Here is a 15796-nt window from a genome sequence, read left to right on the forward strand (position 1 = left end):
CTGCGCGCCGGGCGCGCCCCGGAGGGGAGGGGGTACGGTGGCCCCGTGGCCCGTCTGGAGAACCTCCTCCTTCGTCGCCGCGGCGGGGCCAGCTAGGCCGGTCTCCCCGTCGCGGGACCTCGTCGTGGGGGGGGGGCGCCCCCCCCCCCCCCCCCCCCCCCCCACGACCGTCACTAGGTTGCTTCCCGAGCTAGATGGCGTCACCATCGATGGGTGACGACCACCGACGACCCGACCCAGCCCTGGCCGGCGCAGTGGCTGCGCGGGGTCCTCGACCTCGCCGTCCTCGCCGTCATCGCCCGGGGGCAGACGTACGGCTACCGCATCGGCGCCGACCTGCACGACCTCGGCCTGGGGACCGTCAAGGGTGGAACCCTCTACCCCCTCCTGGCCCGGCTGGAGGAGACCGGCGCGGTCCAGACCACCTGGCGCGCCGGTGAATCCGGTCCGGGCCGCAAGTGGTACACCCTCACCGGCCCCGGCCGGGAGCGGCTGCACCGGGAGGGGGCGCGCTGGCGCGTCTTCGCCGGCGTCACCAGCGACCTGCTCGAGGCGCCCGGCGTCGACCTCGCCCCCCTCCCACCGGCCGGGCCCGCCCCGCGCACCCCCGACGCGGGAGCGCGGCGGTGACCGGACCCTCCCGCGACGTGCCGTCCGGGCTGACGGCCGACCGCTGGTGCGCGGACCTGCTGGTCGCCCTGCGCCTGCGGGAGGTGCCCGGCGACCGCAGCGGCGCGGTCCTGGCCGAGGTCCGCGACCACCTCGCCAGCAGCGCCCAGGACCCCGAGACGGCGTTCGGGACCCCCGGGGAGTTCGCCGACGCCCTCGTCCGGGGCCGGCCGGCGCCCCGACGTGGGGCGCGACCGCTCCAGACGGCCCGCGACGGCGCGGGGGTGGCCGGCCTGCTGTCGGGCCGGCCGGCGGTGCTCACGGAGCTCCAGGTCGCGCTCCCCGTCCTGCTGGCCCTGGCCGCCCCACCCCTGCTCGACGCCGTCGCCCGGGCCCGCCGCCGCGCCCTGGTCGGCCGGGGGGCGCTGGTGACCGCGGCCGTCACCGCCGTGGCGCTCCTCCACGCCGGGACGGGCCCGTTCCTCAGCCTCGTCCTGCCCGCGCCGGCGCTGCTGGTCCCCGGCCTGGTGGTGACGGCGGCGTGGATCGCGACGACCGCCCGCGCGGTGGACCCCGTGGTCGACCCGTGGCGGGACGCGACGGGCGTGACCCGGCAGCGTCGCCGGGACGGCGCCGCGTTCGCCGCGCTGATGCTGCTCCTGCTCCTCGTCCCCGTCGCGTTCCTGACGGTCCTGCGGCACCTGACCTGACGGAGGGTCCACGCCGGCGGGTGGGCGGGAGGCGGACGGGAGGTGGACAGGACACCGCGCGGCTCGTACTGTGCATCCGCACCTAGGTGCAGATGCACCTGACGGGCGACGCGGTTGTCGACCACCCCTGGAGAGACGATGAAGCTCGAGATACCCCTGCTGATCCTGCTGGCCGCCCGGCGCATGAGCGGCTACGACATCAAGCAGTGGGTCGAGGTCGAGGGCAAGTTCATCGGCCTGGACCGCCACTCCAGCCAGATCTACCGCGAGCTGAACAAGATGCAGGTCGAGGGCTGGCTCGTGCACGACGTCGACCCGCGCGAGGGCACCCCCGACGCCAAGGTGTACCGGCTGACCCCCGACGGCATGGCCCGGCTGCGCCGGTGGTCGAGTTCGGCCTACGTCCCCTCCCGCCGCTTCCAGGACCCCGAGTTCACCTTCCGCCTGCGCTGCGCGGCCATGCTCGACCGGTCCCGCGTGGGGGCGCTGGTCCAGGAGGAACTGCACGCCCGCGAACAGCAACGCTGGCTGAACCGGGGACGCCCCCGCCCCCAGGACCACCTCACCACCGCCGGCGCCCACCCCGAGATCGACGTCGAGGCCCTGGCCCTCGTGGCCGACGAGGCCAACCGGGCCGGCGAGCAGGCCCTGGACGCCTGGATCGACTGGTTGCAGCACCTGCTGCGCACCCTGCCGGCCGACCTCCTCGGTGAGACCTCCCCCACCCCCTCCCCCGAGCAGGGGGGGACGGGACGATGAAGGCCGTCGTCCTGCTGTTCGACACCCTCAACCGCCGCTTCCTCACCCCCTACGGCGGGGACTGCGCACACACCCCGAACTTCCAGCGCCTGGCCGAACGCGCCACCACGTTCGACAACGCCTACGCCGGCTCGATGCCCTGCATGCCCGCGCGCCGGGAGATGCACACCGGGCGGTACAACTTCCTGCACCGGTCCTGGGGACCGCTGGAACCCTTCGACGACTCCGTCCCGCAGGTGCTCGGCGAGGCCGGGGTGCACACCCACCTCGTCACCGACCACCAGCACTACTGGGAGGACGGCGGGGCGACCTACCACAACCGCTTCACCACCTACGAGTTCTTCCGCGGCCAGGAGGGCGACGCCTGGAAGGGGCACGTCGCCGACCCCGTCGAACCGAGGGCCCGCGCCGGATGCGCCACCGGTTGTGGCGCCAGGACCTCGTCAACCGCACCTACCTGACCGACCCGCGCGACCACCCGCAGAACCGCACCGTCGACGCCGGTCTGGAGTTCCTGCGGACCAACCGCGACGAGGACGGCTGGATGCTGCAGATCGAGTGCTTCGACCCGCACGAGCCGTTCTTCTCCCACGCCGAGCACCGCCGGCACTACCCGGACCTGCCCGAACGGTCCGAACCCGGCCACGACTGGCCCGACTACGCCAAGAACACCGAGGACGCGGGCACCACCGCCCGGATCCGGGACGAGTACTCCGCCCTGCTGACCATGTGCGACGCCTCGCTGGGCCGGGTCCTGGACCACTTCGACACCCACGACCTGTGGAGCGACACCCTCCTCCTCGTCGGCACCGACCACGGGTTCCTGCTCGGCGAGCACGGCTGGTGGGGCAAGAACGTCCAGTCCTGGTACGACGAGAACATCCACACCCCGTTGTTCGTCTGGGACCCCCGCTCGGCCCGGGCCGGGGAACGGCGCGGGCAACTGGTGCAGACCGTCGACTTCGGCCCCACCCTGCTGGACCACTTCGGGATCGAACCCACCCCGACCGTGCTGGGGCGGTCCCTGCTGCCGGTGCTGCGCGAGAACGCCGACATCCGTTCCAGCGCCCTGTTCGGGGTCTTCGGCGGTCACGTCAACGTCACCGACGGCCGGTACGTCTACATGCGTTCCTGCACCACCCCCGAGAACGCGCCGCTGTTCGAGCACACCCTCATGCCGACGCACATGAACGCCCGCTTCGACGTCGCCGAACTGCGCGGGGCCGAACTCGTCGGCCCCCTGCCCTTCACCCGCGACGTCCCGGTCCTGCGCGTGCCCGGGCGCCCCTTCGGCAACCCCCACGCCTTCGGGACCCTCCTGTTCGACCTCGCCGAGGACCCCGAGCAGCAGCACCCGCTCCTCGACGACGACCTGGAGCTGCGCATGCTCGGGCTGCTGCTGGAGGCGATGCGCGCCGCCGACGCCCCGGCCTCGCAGTACGAACGCCTCGGCCTGCCCGCCGAGGGGCCGGCCGGGACCGAGCACCTGCTGGCCCGTGCGCAGCGGGACCTGTACGAGGACGCCCGGGCACCCGTGCCCGCCGCGACGGAGTTCGGCGGCACCGGGGTCACCCGCCCCCTGACCGAACTGCTCGACCGGGAGAGCACCCGCGAGGTCCTCACCACGCACCTGGGCCCGGCGGTCCAGGCCATGGCGGGCGCGCTGCCCGGGTGCACCGTGCTGGACCTGGCGGCCTTCAACCCGGCGCTGACCACGACCGTGCTGCACACCCTCGACGACGCCCTGACCAGCGCCGCCACCGCGGCGCCCTGACGTCCCCGCCCGAACGACCCGTCCCACCCCAGATCTCGATGGAGAGAAGGACCCGCGCCATGTCCACCGACCGGCCCTCGCAGCCGAGCGCTGCCACGATCGACCCGCGCACGCCCGCGGCCCCGCACGACGGGGTCGTCCCCGGACGCTGGCGCAAGCTCGCCTCGATCAGCGCCCCGCTGTTCGCCGACAACAACGAAGTCTCGGTCCTGAGCACCCTGGCCCCGGTCATCATCGCGGCCCTGGCGCTGCCGTTGACCGCCATCGGTCTGCTCGTCTCGGTGGCCAAGGGCATCAGCATCGTCTGCGGCCCGGTGTGGGCGCTGATCGCGCGACGCACCAACCGCAAGACCGCCTTCGTCGTCGCCAGCCTGCTCACCGGTGTCTTCACCGCCGCCACCGGGTTGTCGCAGAACTTCACCCAGCTGGTGCTGCTGTGGAGCCTGACCGCGGTCTTCGTCGCGGCCGCCCTGCCCATCACCAGCGAGATCACCAGCCCGCTGATCGGGCAGCTGGCCCGCGTGGAGGACGGCTGGCGCTACGGCTTCTTCGTCTGGGGCGGGCTCACCGTGGTGGCCGCTCTCATCATGGCCTTCACCTTCAAGGACCCCGGCATCGGCGCCAGCGAACCGGCCACCGGCCTGATGAGCGCCGAGCAGCGTGCCCAGAACGCGAAGCTGACGTGGGCCAAGGTCCGTGAGCTGCTGACCATCCCGACCTTCGTGCTCATGCTCGGCCAGCGCGTCCTGTCCGGCCACCTGCTCATCGCCACCTTCGGTGTCGTCTTCCTCGTCAACACCTACGGCTTCACCACCGCGGTCGCCGCCGTCGTCACCCTCCCCTTCGGCCTGGCCTACCTGGGCGGCACGATCCTGGGCGGCATGGGCGTCGACGCCCTGCACCAGCGGCGCCCGGGGTCGGGCCGGGTGATGGTCCTGCAGGGCGCCCAGCTCGGTTTCGGAGCCGTCGCCATCCTCGCCACCCAGGTCGACTGGGGTTCGATCGGCGTGTTCGCCGTGTTCTGGGGGTTGATGGGCTTCATGCAGGGCCTGAACCCCGGCGTGAACCGGCCCATCGTGGCCGCGGTGGTCCCCCCGGAACTGCGCGGGGCGGCGTTCGCGCTCATGCTGTCGGTCTTCGAGGCGCTGGGCTACATCGTGTTCAACCTGCTGGCCAGCTACCTCGGTGAGCAGATCGGGCTCAAGGCGGTCATGTTGTGGATCCCGGGGGTCCTCATGCTCCTCAACGGCCTGTACTGCGCCCTGCTGTACCGCACCTACCCCCGCGACACCGCCCGGCTGACCGAGCTGATGGCCCAGCGCGCCCGGTCCTGAACGGGCACCGCACGCACGGGTCTCACAGGTGGGTCGAGGCGACGTCCTCGGCCCGGTCGCTCGGCGCCGCCTGGAAACGGGCGGCGTCGAGCCGGCGCACCAGCGGGGTCGCGCTGACCCCGTGCACGACCACCGACAACGCCACGGTGAACCCGACGATCGCCCACAGGGGTTCGGCCGGGAACCCGCCCTCGTCCTCGGCCAGGGCGTAGGCCAGGTAGAACAGCGAACCGATCCCGCGGACGCCGAAGATCCCGATGACGAGGCGCTCGCGCTGCCCGCTGCGGGTGCCCAGCAGGCTCAGCCACCCCACCAGGGGCCGGATGACGGCGATCAGCAGGACGCCGACGAGGGCGCCCTGCCACGTCAGCCCCGAGAGCAGGCCGTCGGCCAGCGCGGCCCCCAGGAGCAGCAGCAGCCACGAGGTGAGCATGCGCTCGATCTGCTCGACGAAGCTGTGGGCGACCTTGTGCGCCCCGTGGTCGCGCTCGGCCGAGCGGATGGTGCAGGCCGCGACGAACACCGCGACGAACCCGTACCCGTGGGCCAGCTCGGTCAGCCCGTAGGCCAGGAACGTCACCGCCAGGGACGTGAACCCCTCGGCCTGGTCGGCCAGCCGCGTGGACCGCCGGCCCGGGCGGAAGAACAACGTGGCCAGCGCCTTGCCGACCACCAGGCCACCGACGACGCCGACGACCCCGCGCACGAGGACGTCCTCCAGCGCCCAGCCCCCCACGTCGGACCAGCCCGCGGCCGCGCCCGCGGCGGCCAGGACCAGGGCCAGGTGCACGGCGGGGAACGCCGCCCCGTCGTTGAGCCCGGCCTCGCTGGTGAGGGCGAACCGCACCTCGTCCTCGGCGTCCGTGCTGTCGCTGGGTTCCCCGACCTGCACGTCGGTGGCCAGGACCGGGTCGGTCGGGGCCAGCACCGCCCCCAGCAGGAGCGCCGCGACCAGCGGCAGCCCGGCCAGCAGGTGCCCGCCGAGGGTCACCAGGAGGATGGTCAGGGGCATCGCGAGGGCGACCAGGCGCCACGTCGAGGCCCACGCCCGCCACCCGACGGGACGGTCCAGGGCCAGCCCGGCGCCCATCAGCGAGATGATCACCACCACCTCGGCGACGTGCTGGGTGGCCGTGGTGTGCTCGATCGGGTCGATGCTCGGCATCCCCGGGACGAGCCCGAGCAGGACACCGCCGCCCAGGAAGGCCATCGGCAGGCTGAACGGCAACGAGCTGACGACGCGCGGCAGCAGGGCCGCGGTCAGGGCGCCGAGACCGGCGAGGGAGAACAGGACGTAGGGGAGCATGAGCCTTCGCTGTGCCGGCGCGGCCGGGTCCGCGCGGTCGGCGCCGACGCGGGTCCGGGTCGGCGGTCTGAGGGCTGACTGTGCCTCAGCGACGGCGGCCGCGCACGCTCACCCCGGTTCCCGCGCGCCCGCGCCGGCCCCCTCCTGCTCGCGCCCGGCCCCGGAGGCCTGCCACTCCGCGTTGAACACCCCGCCGGCCAGGACGACGATGCTGGCCAGCCACCCGAACAGCACCACGGCCAGGGCCGAGCCGATGAACTCGCCGACGACCTGCAGCGCCTGCCCGCCGCCGGCCAGGTCCGGGCTGCGCGGTCCGGCCACCTCCAGGTACTGCCGGAAGACGGCGGCCAGGACCAGCAGGCCGGCGGTGGCCAGGACGGCCCCCGGCAGCGAGTCCCGCCAACGGGTGTCGGCGTTGTGGCCGACCTGGTAGAGCCAGGCCAGGAACGCCACCACGAGCAGGACCAGGACGGGCCAGCGGCCCAGCGACCAGGCGGTCTGGAACCCCGGCCCGACGCCGAGGCTGTCCGCGAGGCGGAAGCCGCCGCCGAGCAGGGGGCCGACGACGGCCAGGGCCAGGAACACCGCGGTGACGACGACGGCAGCCAGGGTGAACAGGAACCCCAGGGCCCACAGTTCCAGGACGTTGCGCCGCTCCGGGGTCCGGTACGCCTCCCCCAGCGCGCGCACGGCGGCCCGGAAGACCCTGCTGCCCAGCCACAACGCGGCCAGGACGCTGCCCAGGGCCAGGCCGACCTGCTCCTGCTCGAGCAACTGCCGCACCAGGGGGACGGCGAAGTCCCCGGCGACGCGCGGGCTGAACACCGTCTCCATCGCCGCGGTCAGGCTGTCCTGCATGCGGTCGACGGTCGCGTCGGCCAGCACCGTGCGCAGGACGCCGAAGCTGGCCCCCAGCATCGTGATCAGCGGCAGCAGCGAGACGACGAGGTAGTAGCCGATCTCCGCGGCCAGGCCGGCCACGCGGACCTCCAGCGCCCGCCGCACGATCCGCACCCCCAGGTGGGCCGGGTTGCGGCCCCGGACCCGCACGTCGCTGCGGGCCGCGACCTCCTCCAGGCGCCGCCACGGGTCGAACTGCGCCCGCCACGACCTCACCCGCCGGACCCGCCGGACCCAGCGGGCGGTCGGCACGTCGGGCACGCCGGCTCAGCGCCGCACGACGTAGGGCGTCAGGGACGTGCCGTCGCCGAGGGAGCTCTTCTCGATGACGGAGAACGACCCGTCGGCCTGCAGGACCACGGCGGCGACCTCCTGCAGCGACCCCAGACCGTTCTCCCGGGCCGCGGAGTGGATGTCGGACTCCAGGAACCGCTGCCGCCGCATGGCCTCCCGGACGAAGGTGCCGTCGTGGAACAGCAGCACCGGGTCCGTGGACAGCGCGCGCTCGACCTTCCTGGAGCGCTGGCGCAGCAGGGCCATGAGCCACTGCAACCCCACCAGCAGGGTGAAGACGAGCAGGGCGGCGGCCAGGGACGTCTCCTTGGAGGTCAGGACGCGGCCGAAGGCCGAGCCCAGCGTCACCGTGAGCACGAAGTCGAAGGGCGTCATCTTCGCCAGGTTGCGCGGGCCGCTGAAGCGCAGGACGCCCACGAGCCACACGTACCCCAGCGTGCCGACGACGACGATCCGCACCAGCGGCTCCCAGCCGCCCCACCACAGAGTCACACCATCCATGGCGCCACCGTCCCACGGCGCGGAGCGGGTGGGGGGCCTCGCACCGGCCGACCCGATGGCCGTGCGCGGCCCGCGGCCCTAAGGTGGGGCCACCATGAGCACCCCCTCCCCGCGCTTCCTGCGCCGCACGCACCGCGTCGCGGTGCCCGCGCGGGGTCAGGACGGGGCCGACCGCCACGCCGGGACGAACGGGTGGGTCAGTGCGTGGGGGACCAACGCCCACGGGGAGATGGCCGGCTGCCCGCCGGCCGGGCGCACCGTCCGGTGATGCGGCGGCGTCCACGACGCCGCTCCGTGCCGCCGCTCCACGGCCCGGTGACCGCCGGTCCGGGCCGTGCCCGCGCCGCCCCTGCGGCGCGCCCTCCCCCGTCGTCGTCCTCCGTGAGGGAATCCGTGCCCACCACCCCGTCCCACCCGTCCCCCGGTTCCACCGGGTCCACCGACGCCCCCGCCGCCCGCTCCTCGGTCACCGCGCGGGTCAGGGAGCTGCTGGACCGCGAGCCGGTCGGTGGCGCCCTGCTGCTGGCGGCCACCGTCATCGCCCTGGTCTGGGCGAACTCCCCCGCCGCGGACTCCTACGCCACCGTGCGCGACACCGTCTTCGGGCCCGAGGCGCTGCACCTGCACCTGTCCGTGGGGTCCTGGGCCGCCGACGGGCTGCTGGCCGTCTTCTTCTTCGTGGTCGGCCTGGAGCTCAAGCACGAACTCGTGCACGGCGACCTGCGCGACCCGCGCCGGGCCCTGGTCCCCGTGGTCGCCGCCGTCGGTGGGGTCGTCGTCCCCGCCGCCGTCTACCTGGCGGTGACCACCGGCGCCGGCGCGGGCGCCGACACCGCGAGCGGGTGGGCCATCCCGGCCGCCACCGACATCGCCTTCGCCATCGCCGTCCTGGCCGTGCTCGGGCGCGGGCTGCCGGCGGCGCTGCGCATCTTCCTGCTCACCCTGGCCGTGGTCGACGACCTCATCGCCATCACGATCATCGCCGTCGCCTACACCAGCGACCTGGCCGTCGGCCCGCTGCTGCTGGCGCTGGTCCCGCTGGCCGTGTTCGCCGTGCTGGTCCAGCGCCGGGTGACGCACCGGTGGCTGCTGCTGCCCCTGGCCCTGGCCACCTGGACGCTGGTCCACGCCTCCGGGGTGCACGCCACCGTCGCCGGGGTCCTGCTGGGTCTGGTCGTGCCCGCCAGCGACCTGACCGGGCGCTTCGAGCACACCTGGCGCCCGTTCTCCACGGCCGTCGCCGTCCCCGTCTTCGCCCTGTTCTCCGCCGGGGTCACCGTCGGCGGCCTGAGCGGGTTGCGCGAGTCCCTCAGCGACCCGGTCGCCCTGGGGATCATCGCCGGGCTGGTCCTGGGCAAGCCGCTGGGCATCACCGTCGCGGCGTGGGTGACGACCAAGGTCAGCTCCGCGCGGCTGGACGCGTCCCTGCGCTGGGGTGACGTCATCGCGGCCGGGTCGCTGGCCGGCATCGGGTTCACCGTCGCCCTGCTGGTCGGGGAACTGGCCTTCGACCCCGACAGCGGTCGCGACGGGCAGGTCAAGGTCGGCGTCCTGACCGCCTCGGTACTGGCCGCCGCCATCGCCGCGGTCCTGCTGCGCCTGCAGGCCCGCCGGGCGGCGGCCACCGCCCCGGACGCCACCGAGCGCAGCGCCGTGGAGGGCTGAGCCGGCCCCGCCGTCGGCACCGTCCCCCCGGGTTCCACCCGGACCCGGGGGGACGTGCGGGGTTCCTCACCCCCGCCGTTTCAGGCTCCCCCGCAGGTCCGGGACGTCGGCCAGCAGCCGCTTGGTGTAGTCCGCCCGCGGGGCGAAGATGACCTCCTCGGTGCTGCCGCGCTCGACGACCTTCCCGTGCTCCATGACGGCCACCCGGTCGGCCAGGTAGCAGGCCTGGCCGATGTCGTGGGTGATGAACAGCACCGTCAGACCCAGGTCGTCCTTCAGGTCGTGCAGCACGTTGAGCACGTTCACGCGCAGGGTCGCGTCGAGCATGCTCGTCGCCTCGTCGGCCAGCAGGACCTTGGGCCGCATCATGAGCGCCCGGGCCAGCATGACCCGCTGGCGCTGCCCCCCGGAGAGCTGGTGGGGGTACTTGTTCAGCGCCTGCGCCGGGGTCAGGCCCACGTACCCCAGGCACTCCTCGATGAGGGCGTCGGCCTCCTCGCGCCCGACCGAGGACAGCGCCAGGCTGCGCCGCAGCAGGCCCCCCACCGGGAAGAACTGGTTGAACGAGGCGAACGGGTCCTGGAAGACGGCCTGCACCTGGCTCCAGTACGTCCGCAACTGCTTGCCGCGCAGGTGGGTCACGTCCTGGCCGCGGAAGGAGATGCTGCCCGAGGTCACCGGCATGAGGCGCAGCAGCATCCGGGCCAGGGTCGACTTGCCCGACCCCGACTCCCCCACCACCGCCAGCACGCTGGCGGCGGGGAAGTCCAGGGAGACGCGGTCGACGGCCACGACCTTCGCGCCGGCGACGTGGAACTCCTTCACCACGTCCCGGCACGCGAGCACGCTGTCCGTGGCGGCGTCGGTGCCCACGTCGGCCCCGGTGGTTCCGGTCGTCATCACAGGTCTCCTCCGGCCGGGGTGGAACGGGTCCGACGGTCGCGCCCCCGGGCGCGCGTCTCCTGGGTCGGGTCCAGGACCGAGGACAGCAGCTTCCTGGTGTAGGGGTGCTGCGGGTCGTGGACGAGCTGCTCGGTGGGGCCCGTCTCGACGATGGTGCCCGCGTTCATGATCGCGAGCTTGTCCGAGACCTGGGACAGCACGGGCAGGTCGTGGGTGACGAACACCACCCCGGACATGATGCGCTGCTCGACCATCGCCAGGAGCATCTCGACCAGCATCCGCTGGCTGGACACGTCCAGCGCCGACGTCGGTTCGTCGGCGATGAGCAGGCGCGGGTTCAGCAGCGTGGAGACCACGGTGATGACGCGCTGCTTCATCCCCCCGGAGAGCTGGTGGGGGTAGGAGTCCAGGACGCGCACCGGCATCTCGAGCATCGTGAGCCGGTCCCGGGCGCGGTCCAGGGCCTCGTCGCGCGTCACCGACCGGTCGTGGGCCCGCATGACGTCGTGGACGAGGTTGCGCACCCGCAGGGTCGGGCTGATGGCGTTCATCGCCCCCTGCGGGAGCATCGAGACGACCCCGCCGCGGTAGGGCCGCTGCCGCTTGAGGTCCGCGTCCCCGCGCAGGGTGGTGAGGTCGATCCGCTCACCGTCGATCTCCAGGGTGCCCTCCACGACGTAGAGCGGCGGGTTGGCGATCATGGCCAGGGAGTTGCCGAGGGTGGTCTTGCCGCACCCCGACTCCCCCGCCAGCCCCAGGATCTCGCCCTCGCCGAGTTCGAGGGTGACCCGGTCCACGGCGGTGAAGTCGCGGTCGCCGCCGCCGTAGACGGCGCTGACGTCGACCGCCCGCGCCAGCAGGGTCGGGGTTCCCGTGCCCGGCCCCGGGGCCGGGGTGCCGGAGGCTCCGGTGGTGCTCACGACCGTCCTCCCTCCTGCGCCGTCCGGGCCCGGCCCGCGCCCACCCCGGCCGGTTCTCCCGGGGCGGGGCGTTCGGCCGCCCCGGCCCGGGCCTCGGCGAGGCGGCGGGCCGCCGTCCGCTTCATCTGCTTGCGCTTGCCGCGGCGCAACCGCGGGTTGAACACCTCGTCCAGGCTCGCCTGCAGCAGCAGGAACCCGAAGGAGACGAGGGTCAGCACGATGGTCGGGGGCAGGAAGGCCCACCAGGCCCCGCTGGCGACGGCCTGGAACGCCAGCGCCCAGTGCAGCTGCGTCCCCAGGGAGTCCGCCCCCGCCGGTCCCAGACCGAGCATCGACAGCGCGGCCTCGGCCAGGATCGCCCCGGAGACCTGCAGCACGAACGCCATGACGGCGTAGGACAGGATGTAGGGCAGGACGTCGCGGACCAGGATGCCCCCCAGCCGCGCCCCGGACAGCCGGGCGACGTCGATGTGCTCGCGGGTGGCGACCGAACTGGCCTGGGCGCGCACGGCGCGGGCCGTCCACGGCCACGACGTGATCCCGATGACCACCGCCAGCGACCACACGGTGCTGCGGGGCAGGGAGATGGAGATGAGGATCAGGACGATGATCGAGGGGATCGCCAGGACCACGTTCGTGATCCCCATGAGCAGTTCCTCGACCCAGCCGCCGACGTAGCCGGCCAGGAGCCCGACCGCGACCCCGATGGTGGTGGCGATGGTCCCGGCCACGAGGCCGATGACCAGGGAGGTGCGGGTCCCGGCCATGAGGACGGCCAGGACGTCGTGGCCGAAGTTGTCGGTCCCGAACAGCAGGCCGCCACCGGGCGGGTCGTAGAGCGACCCCACCTTCTCGTTGGACGCCGTGGGGTAGAGGTAGCCGGCGATCCCCAGGAGCAGGACGAGGACGACGAGGCCGAGCGCGACCCAGAAGCGGGCGGAGAAGTTCAGGTTCCGGAACAGGGTGGCGCGCTGGGAGGTCGCCTCCTCCTCGGTCGCGATGCCGGAGACGTTGGGTGTGGTCATCTCACTTCTCCCCGGAGGCGGCCGCGCGGATGCGCGGGTCGACGATGCCGTAGACGATCTCGACCAGGAAGTTGGCCGCGAGCACCGCGAGCGTGATGATGAGCGTGATCGCCTGGATGACCGGGTAGTCGTTCTGCGAGATCGCGTTGAACAGCAGCGTCCCGACCCCCGGGTAGTTGAACACCAGTTCGGTGATGAGCGCCCCGCTGACGAGCGTCCCGATGGACAGCGCCAAGCCGGTGATCTGCGGGAGCATCGCGTTGCGGAAGATGTACCGCGTGATGCGGTTGTCCCCGATGCCCATGGCCCGGCCGTAGTTGACGTAGTCGCCGCCGAGCTCGTAGATCGCCATCGAGCGCATGCCGACGGCCTGACCGCCGATGAACACGACGACGAGGGACAGGAAGGGCAGCCAGTAGTACTGCAGGGCGTCGGTCAGGAAGTCCAGGGACCAGGACGGACTGTTGCCCAGCGAGTACGCGCCCCCGACGGGGAAGACGCCGGCGACGACGGCCAGCCCGTACAGGAGCAGGATCGACAGGCAGTAGTACGGCATGGCCGACAGGAACAGCGACGACGTGAACACGTTGCGGTCCCAGTTGCCCCCGCGGAAGGCCGCGACGGCCCCCACGACGTTGCCCAGGACCCAGCCGATGACGATGGCCGGGAGCTGGACGGCGATCGACCACGGCAGGGCGTCGCCCAGCAGGGTGTTGACCGAGGTCGGGTAGGACGCGAACGACGTCCCGAGGTCCCCGGTGAATACCCGGCCCAGGTAGGTGAGGAACTGCTGCCACAGGGGGGCGTCCAGCCCGAACTGCTGGACGAAACCCTCGTAGATCTGCTGCTGCTGCTCACCGCTGACCGAGCCGCCGCGGGCCAGGTTCGACACGATGACGTCCACCGGGTTCCCCGGCACCAGGCGCGGCAGCAGGAAGTTGAGGGACACGGCCGCGACGAGCGCGACCACGTACCACACCGACTTGCGCGCGACGTACTGTCCGAGCTTCACGATCGGACCTCAGCCCTCGATCTTCTCGATCTTGAACAGCCAGTCGTTGCCCGCGCCGCGGAACATGGGCGGGGCGTAGTCGTTGTCCTCGGTGGGGAAGTTCGTCCAGTTGCTGGCGTTGTACTCGAAGAACTCGTCCGGGCGGTACATGAGGGGCACCGAGGGGGCCTCCTGCCGGTACAGGTCGTCCAGGGCCGTCAGCGCCTGCTTCTTGGCCCCGTCGTCGGAGGCCGCGGCCGCCGCCTCGAGCAGGTCGTTGACCTGGTCGTTGGCCCAGCGGCCGTAGTTGCGGAAGGCCGTCTGCCCCGGCGGGACCAGTTCGACGTTGCTCATGACGTCGCTGAACCGCTGCCAGGGGGTGGCGGGGTTGGTGCCGGCCACCGACCAGCACGCCATGTCGAAGTCGCCGTTCTGCACCGAGGTCGTCACCTGGGCCTGCTGCGGGAAGTTCGTCGCGGCGTCGATGCCGATGGCCTGCAGGTTCTTGGCCACGATCTCCAGGGCGGCGTTCCAGTCGGTCCAGCCCTGCGGGGTGATGAGCTTCCACGGACCCAGGCGCTGCCCGTCCTTGGCGTAGACGCCGTCCGCGCCCTTGACGTAGCCGGCGTCGGTGAGGGTCTTCTCGGCCTGCGCCGCGTCGTAGGACCACCCGTCGGCCTGCGCCCGGGCGGTGTCGGCCCACTGGTCCTCGGCGCCGCCGGGGATGATGAGGGAGGCCTGGACGTCGCCGGAGTAGCCGGACATGGCCGTCTCGGCGATGGAGGGGTAGTCGATGGCGAAGGCGATGGCCCGGCGCACCTGGGCGTCGGCCAGGGCCCCGCGCGTGGTGTTGAAGATGAACATGGGCATCGACCCGGGCACGAAGTACGGCTCCTCCTTGAGGTAGGTGCCGACCGGCTTGCCCGACTCCCACATCTTGGAGATCTGCGGGACGAACTGCTGCATGACGTCCAGCTCGCCGTTCTGGAACTTCAGGTTGCCGTCCTCGTTGGACTTGAAGATCGGGTGGATGATCTTCGTCGGCTTGGGCAGGCCGCCGTAGAAGTCCTGCCCCCAGTAGTCCTCGTTGCGGGCCAGGATGATCTGGGTCTGGTCGGCCAGCTCCAGGGTGTAGGGGCCGGTACCGAGGAGTTCCGTGGTCTCCCAGCCGGCCAGCTTGTTGCCGGTCTCGGCCGCGACCTTCTCGAACACCGCCTTGGGCAGCATGAACTGCACAGCGAGCTGCTGCAGGACCATGCCGACGTTCTTGCGGTCCTGGTTGATCGAGACGGTGACCGTGTCCCCGTCGGCGGTGATCGCATCCGCCTCGGTCCAGAAGGAGGCGACCGTCAGCGAGGGGTCGATCTTGCCCAGCTCGAAGGTGTAGAGGACGTCGTCGGTCGTGAAGGGCGTCCCGTCGGACCAGGTGATCCCCTCCTGCAGCGTCATGGACACCGACGTCGTCCCGTCGACGGTGTAGTCCGCGGCCAGACCGGGTTTGAGGTCACCGGTCGTGACGTCGAAGCGCAGGAGCGTCTCGTAGACGTACTGGGCGACGTTGTTGCCGGCCGGCCACGCCGGGGCCCCGGCGAAGGTGTTGAAGTTCGTCGGCGGGCTGAACTGGAACCCGGCCAGGAACAGCTGGTCGGCGGCCTCGCCCCGGCGCCCACCACCGACCTTGCCGTTGTTGCCGATGCCGGGAAGGGTGCTGTCCTCCACCCCGGCACCGCCCCCGCCCCCGCCGCAGGCGGCGAGGGCGACACCGCCGGCGGCGACGCCGGAGGCGGCCAGGAAGCGGCGGCGCGTCGCGCCGCCGGTGGGTTCGGGTCCGGTGGGCGGAACCGGGGTCGTCGTCGACATGGCGGGTTTCCCTTCCGAGCGGTGGAGGTGGTGCGGGTGGGTCGCCGCGGGCCCGTCGACGGTGACGGGTCCACGGCGGTGGGACGTGCGGTTCAGGACGTGCGGGCGCGGTGCGCCTGGTCAGACGGTGCGGGTGGTGGGGTCCCAGTCCTGCGGCAGCAGCTCCGCCGGGGTCACGGTGCTGGACACCGGCACGAACTGCCCGGTCTGGGCGGACTCGATGATCGAGACCATCGCATCGACCA

16 protein-coding genes are annotated in these 15796 nt (G+C 72.7%); 8 read left to right on the plus strand and 8 right to left on the minus strand.

Going from position 1 to position 15796, the window contains the following annotated elements; all coding sequences use genetic code 11:
• The first annotated feature begins 213 nt into the window (after nt 1–213).
• The 6 genes from AB2L27_RS19565 (at nt 214) to AB2L27_RS19590 (ending at nt 5186) form a co-directional block, all read left to right on the plus strand.
• Entirely contained in the window at nt 214–630 is a 417-nt protein-coding gene (locus AB2L27_RS19565; protein WP_370443168.1) for a PadR family transcriptional regulator, read from the plus strand.
• Entirely contained in the window at nt 627–1319 is a 693-nt protein-coding gene (locus AB2L27_RS19570) for a hypothetical protein (RefSeq protein ID WP_370443169.1), read from the plus strand. The genes AB2L27_RS19565 and AB2L27_RS19570 overlap by 4 nt, the downstream gene beginning before the upstream one ends.
• 138 nt (nt 1320–1457) lie before the next feature.
• The gene (locus AB2L27_RS19575) at nt 1458–2078 is read left to right on the plus strand and encodes a PadR family transcriptional regulator (RefSeq protein ID WP_370443170.1); all 621 of its coding nucleotides are present in this window, start codon (nt 1458–1460) and stop codon (nt 2076–2078) included.
• Nucleotides 2075–2539: a sulfatase-like hydrolase/transferase gene (locus tag AB2L27_RS19580; RefSeq protein WP_370443171.1), complete on the plus strand. Its 465-nt coding sequence runs from the start codon at nt 2075–2077 to the stop codon at nt 2537–2539. Before AB2L27_RS19575 ends, AB2L27_RS19580 begins: the two co-directional genes overlap by 4 nt.
• A complete protein-coding gene (locus AB2L27_RS19585) occupies nt 2491–3852 on the plus strand; it encodes a sulfatase-like hydrolase/transferase (RefSeq protein ID WP_370443172.1) in 1362 nt (453 codons plus the stop codon). Before AB2L27_RS19580 ends, AB2L27_RS19585 begins: the two co-directional genes overlap by 49 nt.
• 59 nt (nt 3853–3911) lie before the next feature.
• A complete protein-coding gene (locus AB2L27_RS19590; protein ID WP_370443173.1) occupies nt 3912–5186 on the plus strand; it encodes an MFS transporter in 1275 nt (424 codons plus the stop codon).
• Nucleotides 5187–5208: 22 nt separating this feature from the next.
• Here AB2L27_RS19590 and AB2L27_RS19595 read toward each other — a convergent pair whose 3' ends face one another.
• The 3 genes from AB2L27_RS19595 to AB2L27_RS19605 form a co-directional block, all read right to left on the minus strand.
• On the minus strand, nt 5209–6492 hold the full coding sequence (locus AB2L27_RS19595; RefSeq protein ID WP_370443174.1) for a cation:proton antiporter domain-containing protein: 1284 nt from the start codon (nt 6490–6492) through the stop codon (nt 5209–5211).
• Nucleotides 6493–6600: 108 nt separating this feature from the next.
• Nucleotides 6601–7653 (minus strand): YihY/virulence factor BrkB family protein, encoded by a 1053-nt coding sequence (locus AB2L27_RS19600; protein WP_370443175.1) that lies wholly within the window; start codon nt 7651–7653, stop codon nt 6601–6603.
• A gap of 6 nt (nt 7654–7659) precedes the next feature.
• Nucleotides 7660–8187: a DUF421 domain-containing protein gene (locus tag AB2L27_RS19605; protein ID WP_370443176.1), complete on the minus strand. Its 528-nt coding sequence runs from the start codon at nt 8185–8187 to the stop codon at nt 7660–7662.
• Nucleotides 8188–8281: 94 nt separating this feature from the next.
• Here AB2L27_RS19605 and AB2L27_RS19610 point away from each other — a divergent pair, with 94 nt between their 5' ends.
• Together AB2L27_RS19610 and nhaA are read left to right on the plus strand one after the other, a co-directional pair.
• Entirely contained in the window at nt 8282–8455 is a 174-nt protein-coding gene (locus AB2L27_RS19610) for a hypothetical protein (protein WP_370443177.1), read from the plus strand.
• A 125-nt stretch (nt 8456–8580) separates the two neighbouring features.
• Nucleotides 8581–9852 (plus strand): Na+/H+ antiporter NhaA, encoded by a 1272-nt coding sequence (gene nhaA, locus AB2L27_RS19615; protein ID WP_370443178.1) that lies wholly within the window; start codon nt 8581–8583, stop codon nt 9850–9852.
• Between the two features lie 66 nt (nt 9853–9918).
• Here the strand turns inward: nhaA and AB2L27_RS19620 are convergent, their stop codons facing one another.
• From AB2L27_RS19620 to AB2L27_RS19640, 5 genes are read right to left on the minus strand one after another with little or no spacing between them, the layout of a single operon-like run.
• Nucleotides 9919–10752 (minus strand): ABC transporter ATP-binding protein, encoded by an 834-nt coding sequence (locus AB2L27_RS19620; RefSeq protein WP_370443179.1) that lies wholly within the window; start codon nt 10750–10752, stop codon nt 9919–9921.
• A complete protein-coding gene (locus AB2L27_RS19625; protein ID WP_370443180.1) occupies nt 10752–11675 on the minus strand; it encodes an ABC transporter ATP-binding protein in 924 nt (307 codons plus the stop codon). The genes AB2L27_RS19620 and AB2L27_RS19625 overlap by 1 nt, the downstream gene beginning before the upstream one ends.
• Nucleotides 11672–12700, minus strand: coding sequence for an ABC transporter permease (locus AB2L27_RS19630; protein ID WP_370443181.1), 1029 nt, complete (start codon nt 12698–12700; stop codon nt 11672–11674). Before AB2L27_RS19630 ends, AB2L27_RS19625 begins: the two co-directional genes overlap by 4 nt.
• A gap of 1 nt (nt 12701) precedes the next feature.
• Nucleotides 12702–13712 carry an ABC transporter permease gene (locus tag AB2L27_RS19635; RefSeq protein WP_370443182.1) on the minus strand — a complete coding sequence of 337 codons (1011 nt, stop codon included), beginning with the start codon at nt 13710–13712 and terminating at the stop codon, nt 12702–12704.
• Nucleotides 13713–13721: 9 nt separating this feature from the next.
• Nucleotides 13722–15551, minus strand: coding sequence for an ABC transporter substrate-binding protein (locus tag AB2L27_RS19640; RefSeq protein WP_370443183.1), 1830 nt, complete (start codon nt 15549–15551; stop codon nt 13722–13724).
• Between the last annotated feature and the right edge of the window lie 245 nt (nt 15552–15796).

The sequence above is a fragment of the Kineococcus halophytocola genome (assembly GCF_041276425.1).
Classification (GTDB): Bacteria; Actinomycetota; Actinomycetes; order Actinomycetales; family Kineococcaceae; genus Kineococcus; species Kineococcus halophytocola.

Coding starts and splice junctions, on each gene's coding strand:
- AB2L27_RS19595 (WP_370443174.1), bottom strand. CDS start 6,492: ATGCTCCCCTACGTCCTGTTCTCCCTCGCCGGTCTCGGCGCCCTGACC.
- AB2L27_RS19590 (WP_370443173.1), top strand. CDS start 3,912: ATGTCCACCGACCGGCCCTCGCAGCCGAGCGCTGCCACGATCGACCCG.
- AB2L27_RS19585 (WP_370443172.1), top strand. CDS start 2,491: ATGCGCCACCGGTTGTGGCGCCAGGACCTCGTCAACCGCACCTACCTG.
- AB2L27_RS19605 (WP_370443176.1), bottom strand. CDS start 8,187: ATGGATGGTGTGACTCTGTGGTGGGGCGGCTGGGAGCCGCTGGTGCGG.
- AB2L27_RS19620 (WP_370443179.1), bottom strand. CDS start 10,752: ATGACGACCGGAACCACCGGGGCCGACGTGGGCACCGACGCCGCCACG.
- AB2L27_RS19630 (WP_370443181.1), bottom strand. CDS start 12,700: ATGACCACACCCAACGTCTCCGGCATCGCGACCGAGGAGGAGGCGACC.
- AB2L27_RS19575 (WP_370443170.1), top strand. CDS start 1,458: ATGAAGCTCGAGATACCCCTGCTGATCCTGCTGGCCGCCCGGCGCATG.
- AB2L27_RS19580 (WP_370443171.1), top strand. CDS start 2,075: ATGAAGGCCGTCGTCCTGCTGTTCGACACCCTCAACCGCCGCTTCCTC.
- AB2L27_RS19640 (WP_370443183.1), bottom strand. CDS start 15,551: ATGTCGACGACGACCCCGGTTCCGCCCACCGGACCCGAACCCACCGGC.
- AB2L27_RS19610 (WP_370443177.1), top strand. CDS start 8,282: ATGAGCACCCCCTCCCCGCGCTTCCTGCGCCGCACGCACCGCGTCGCG.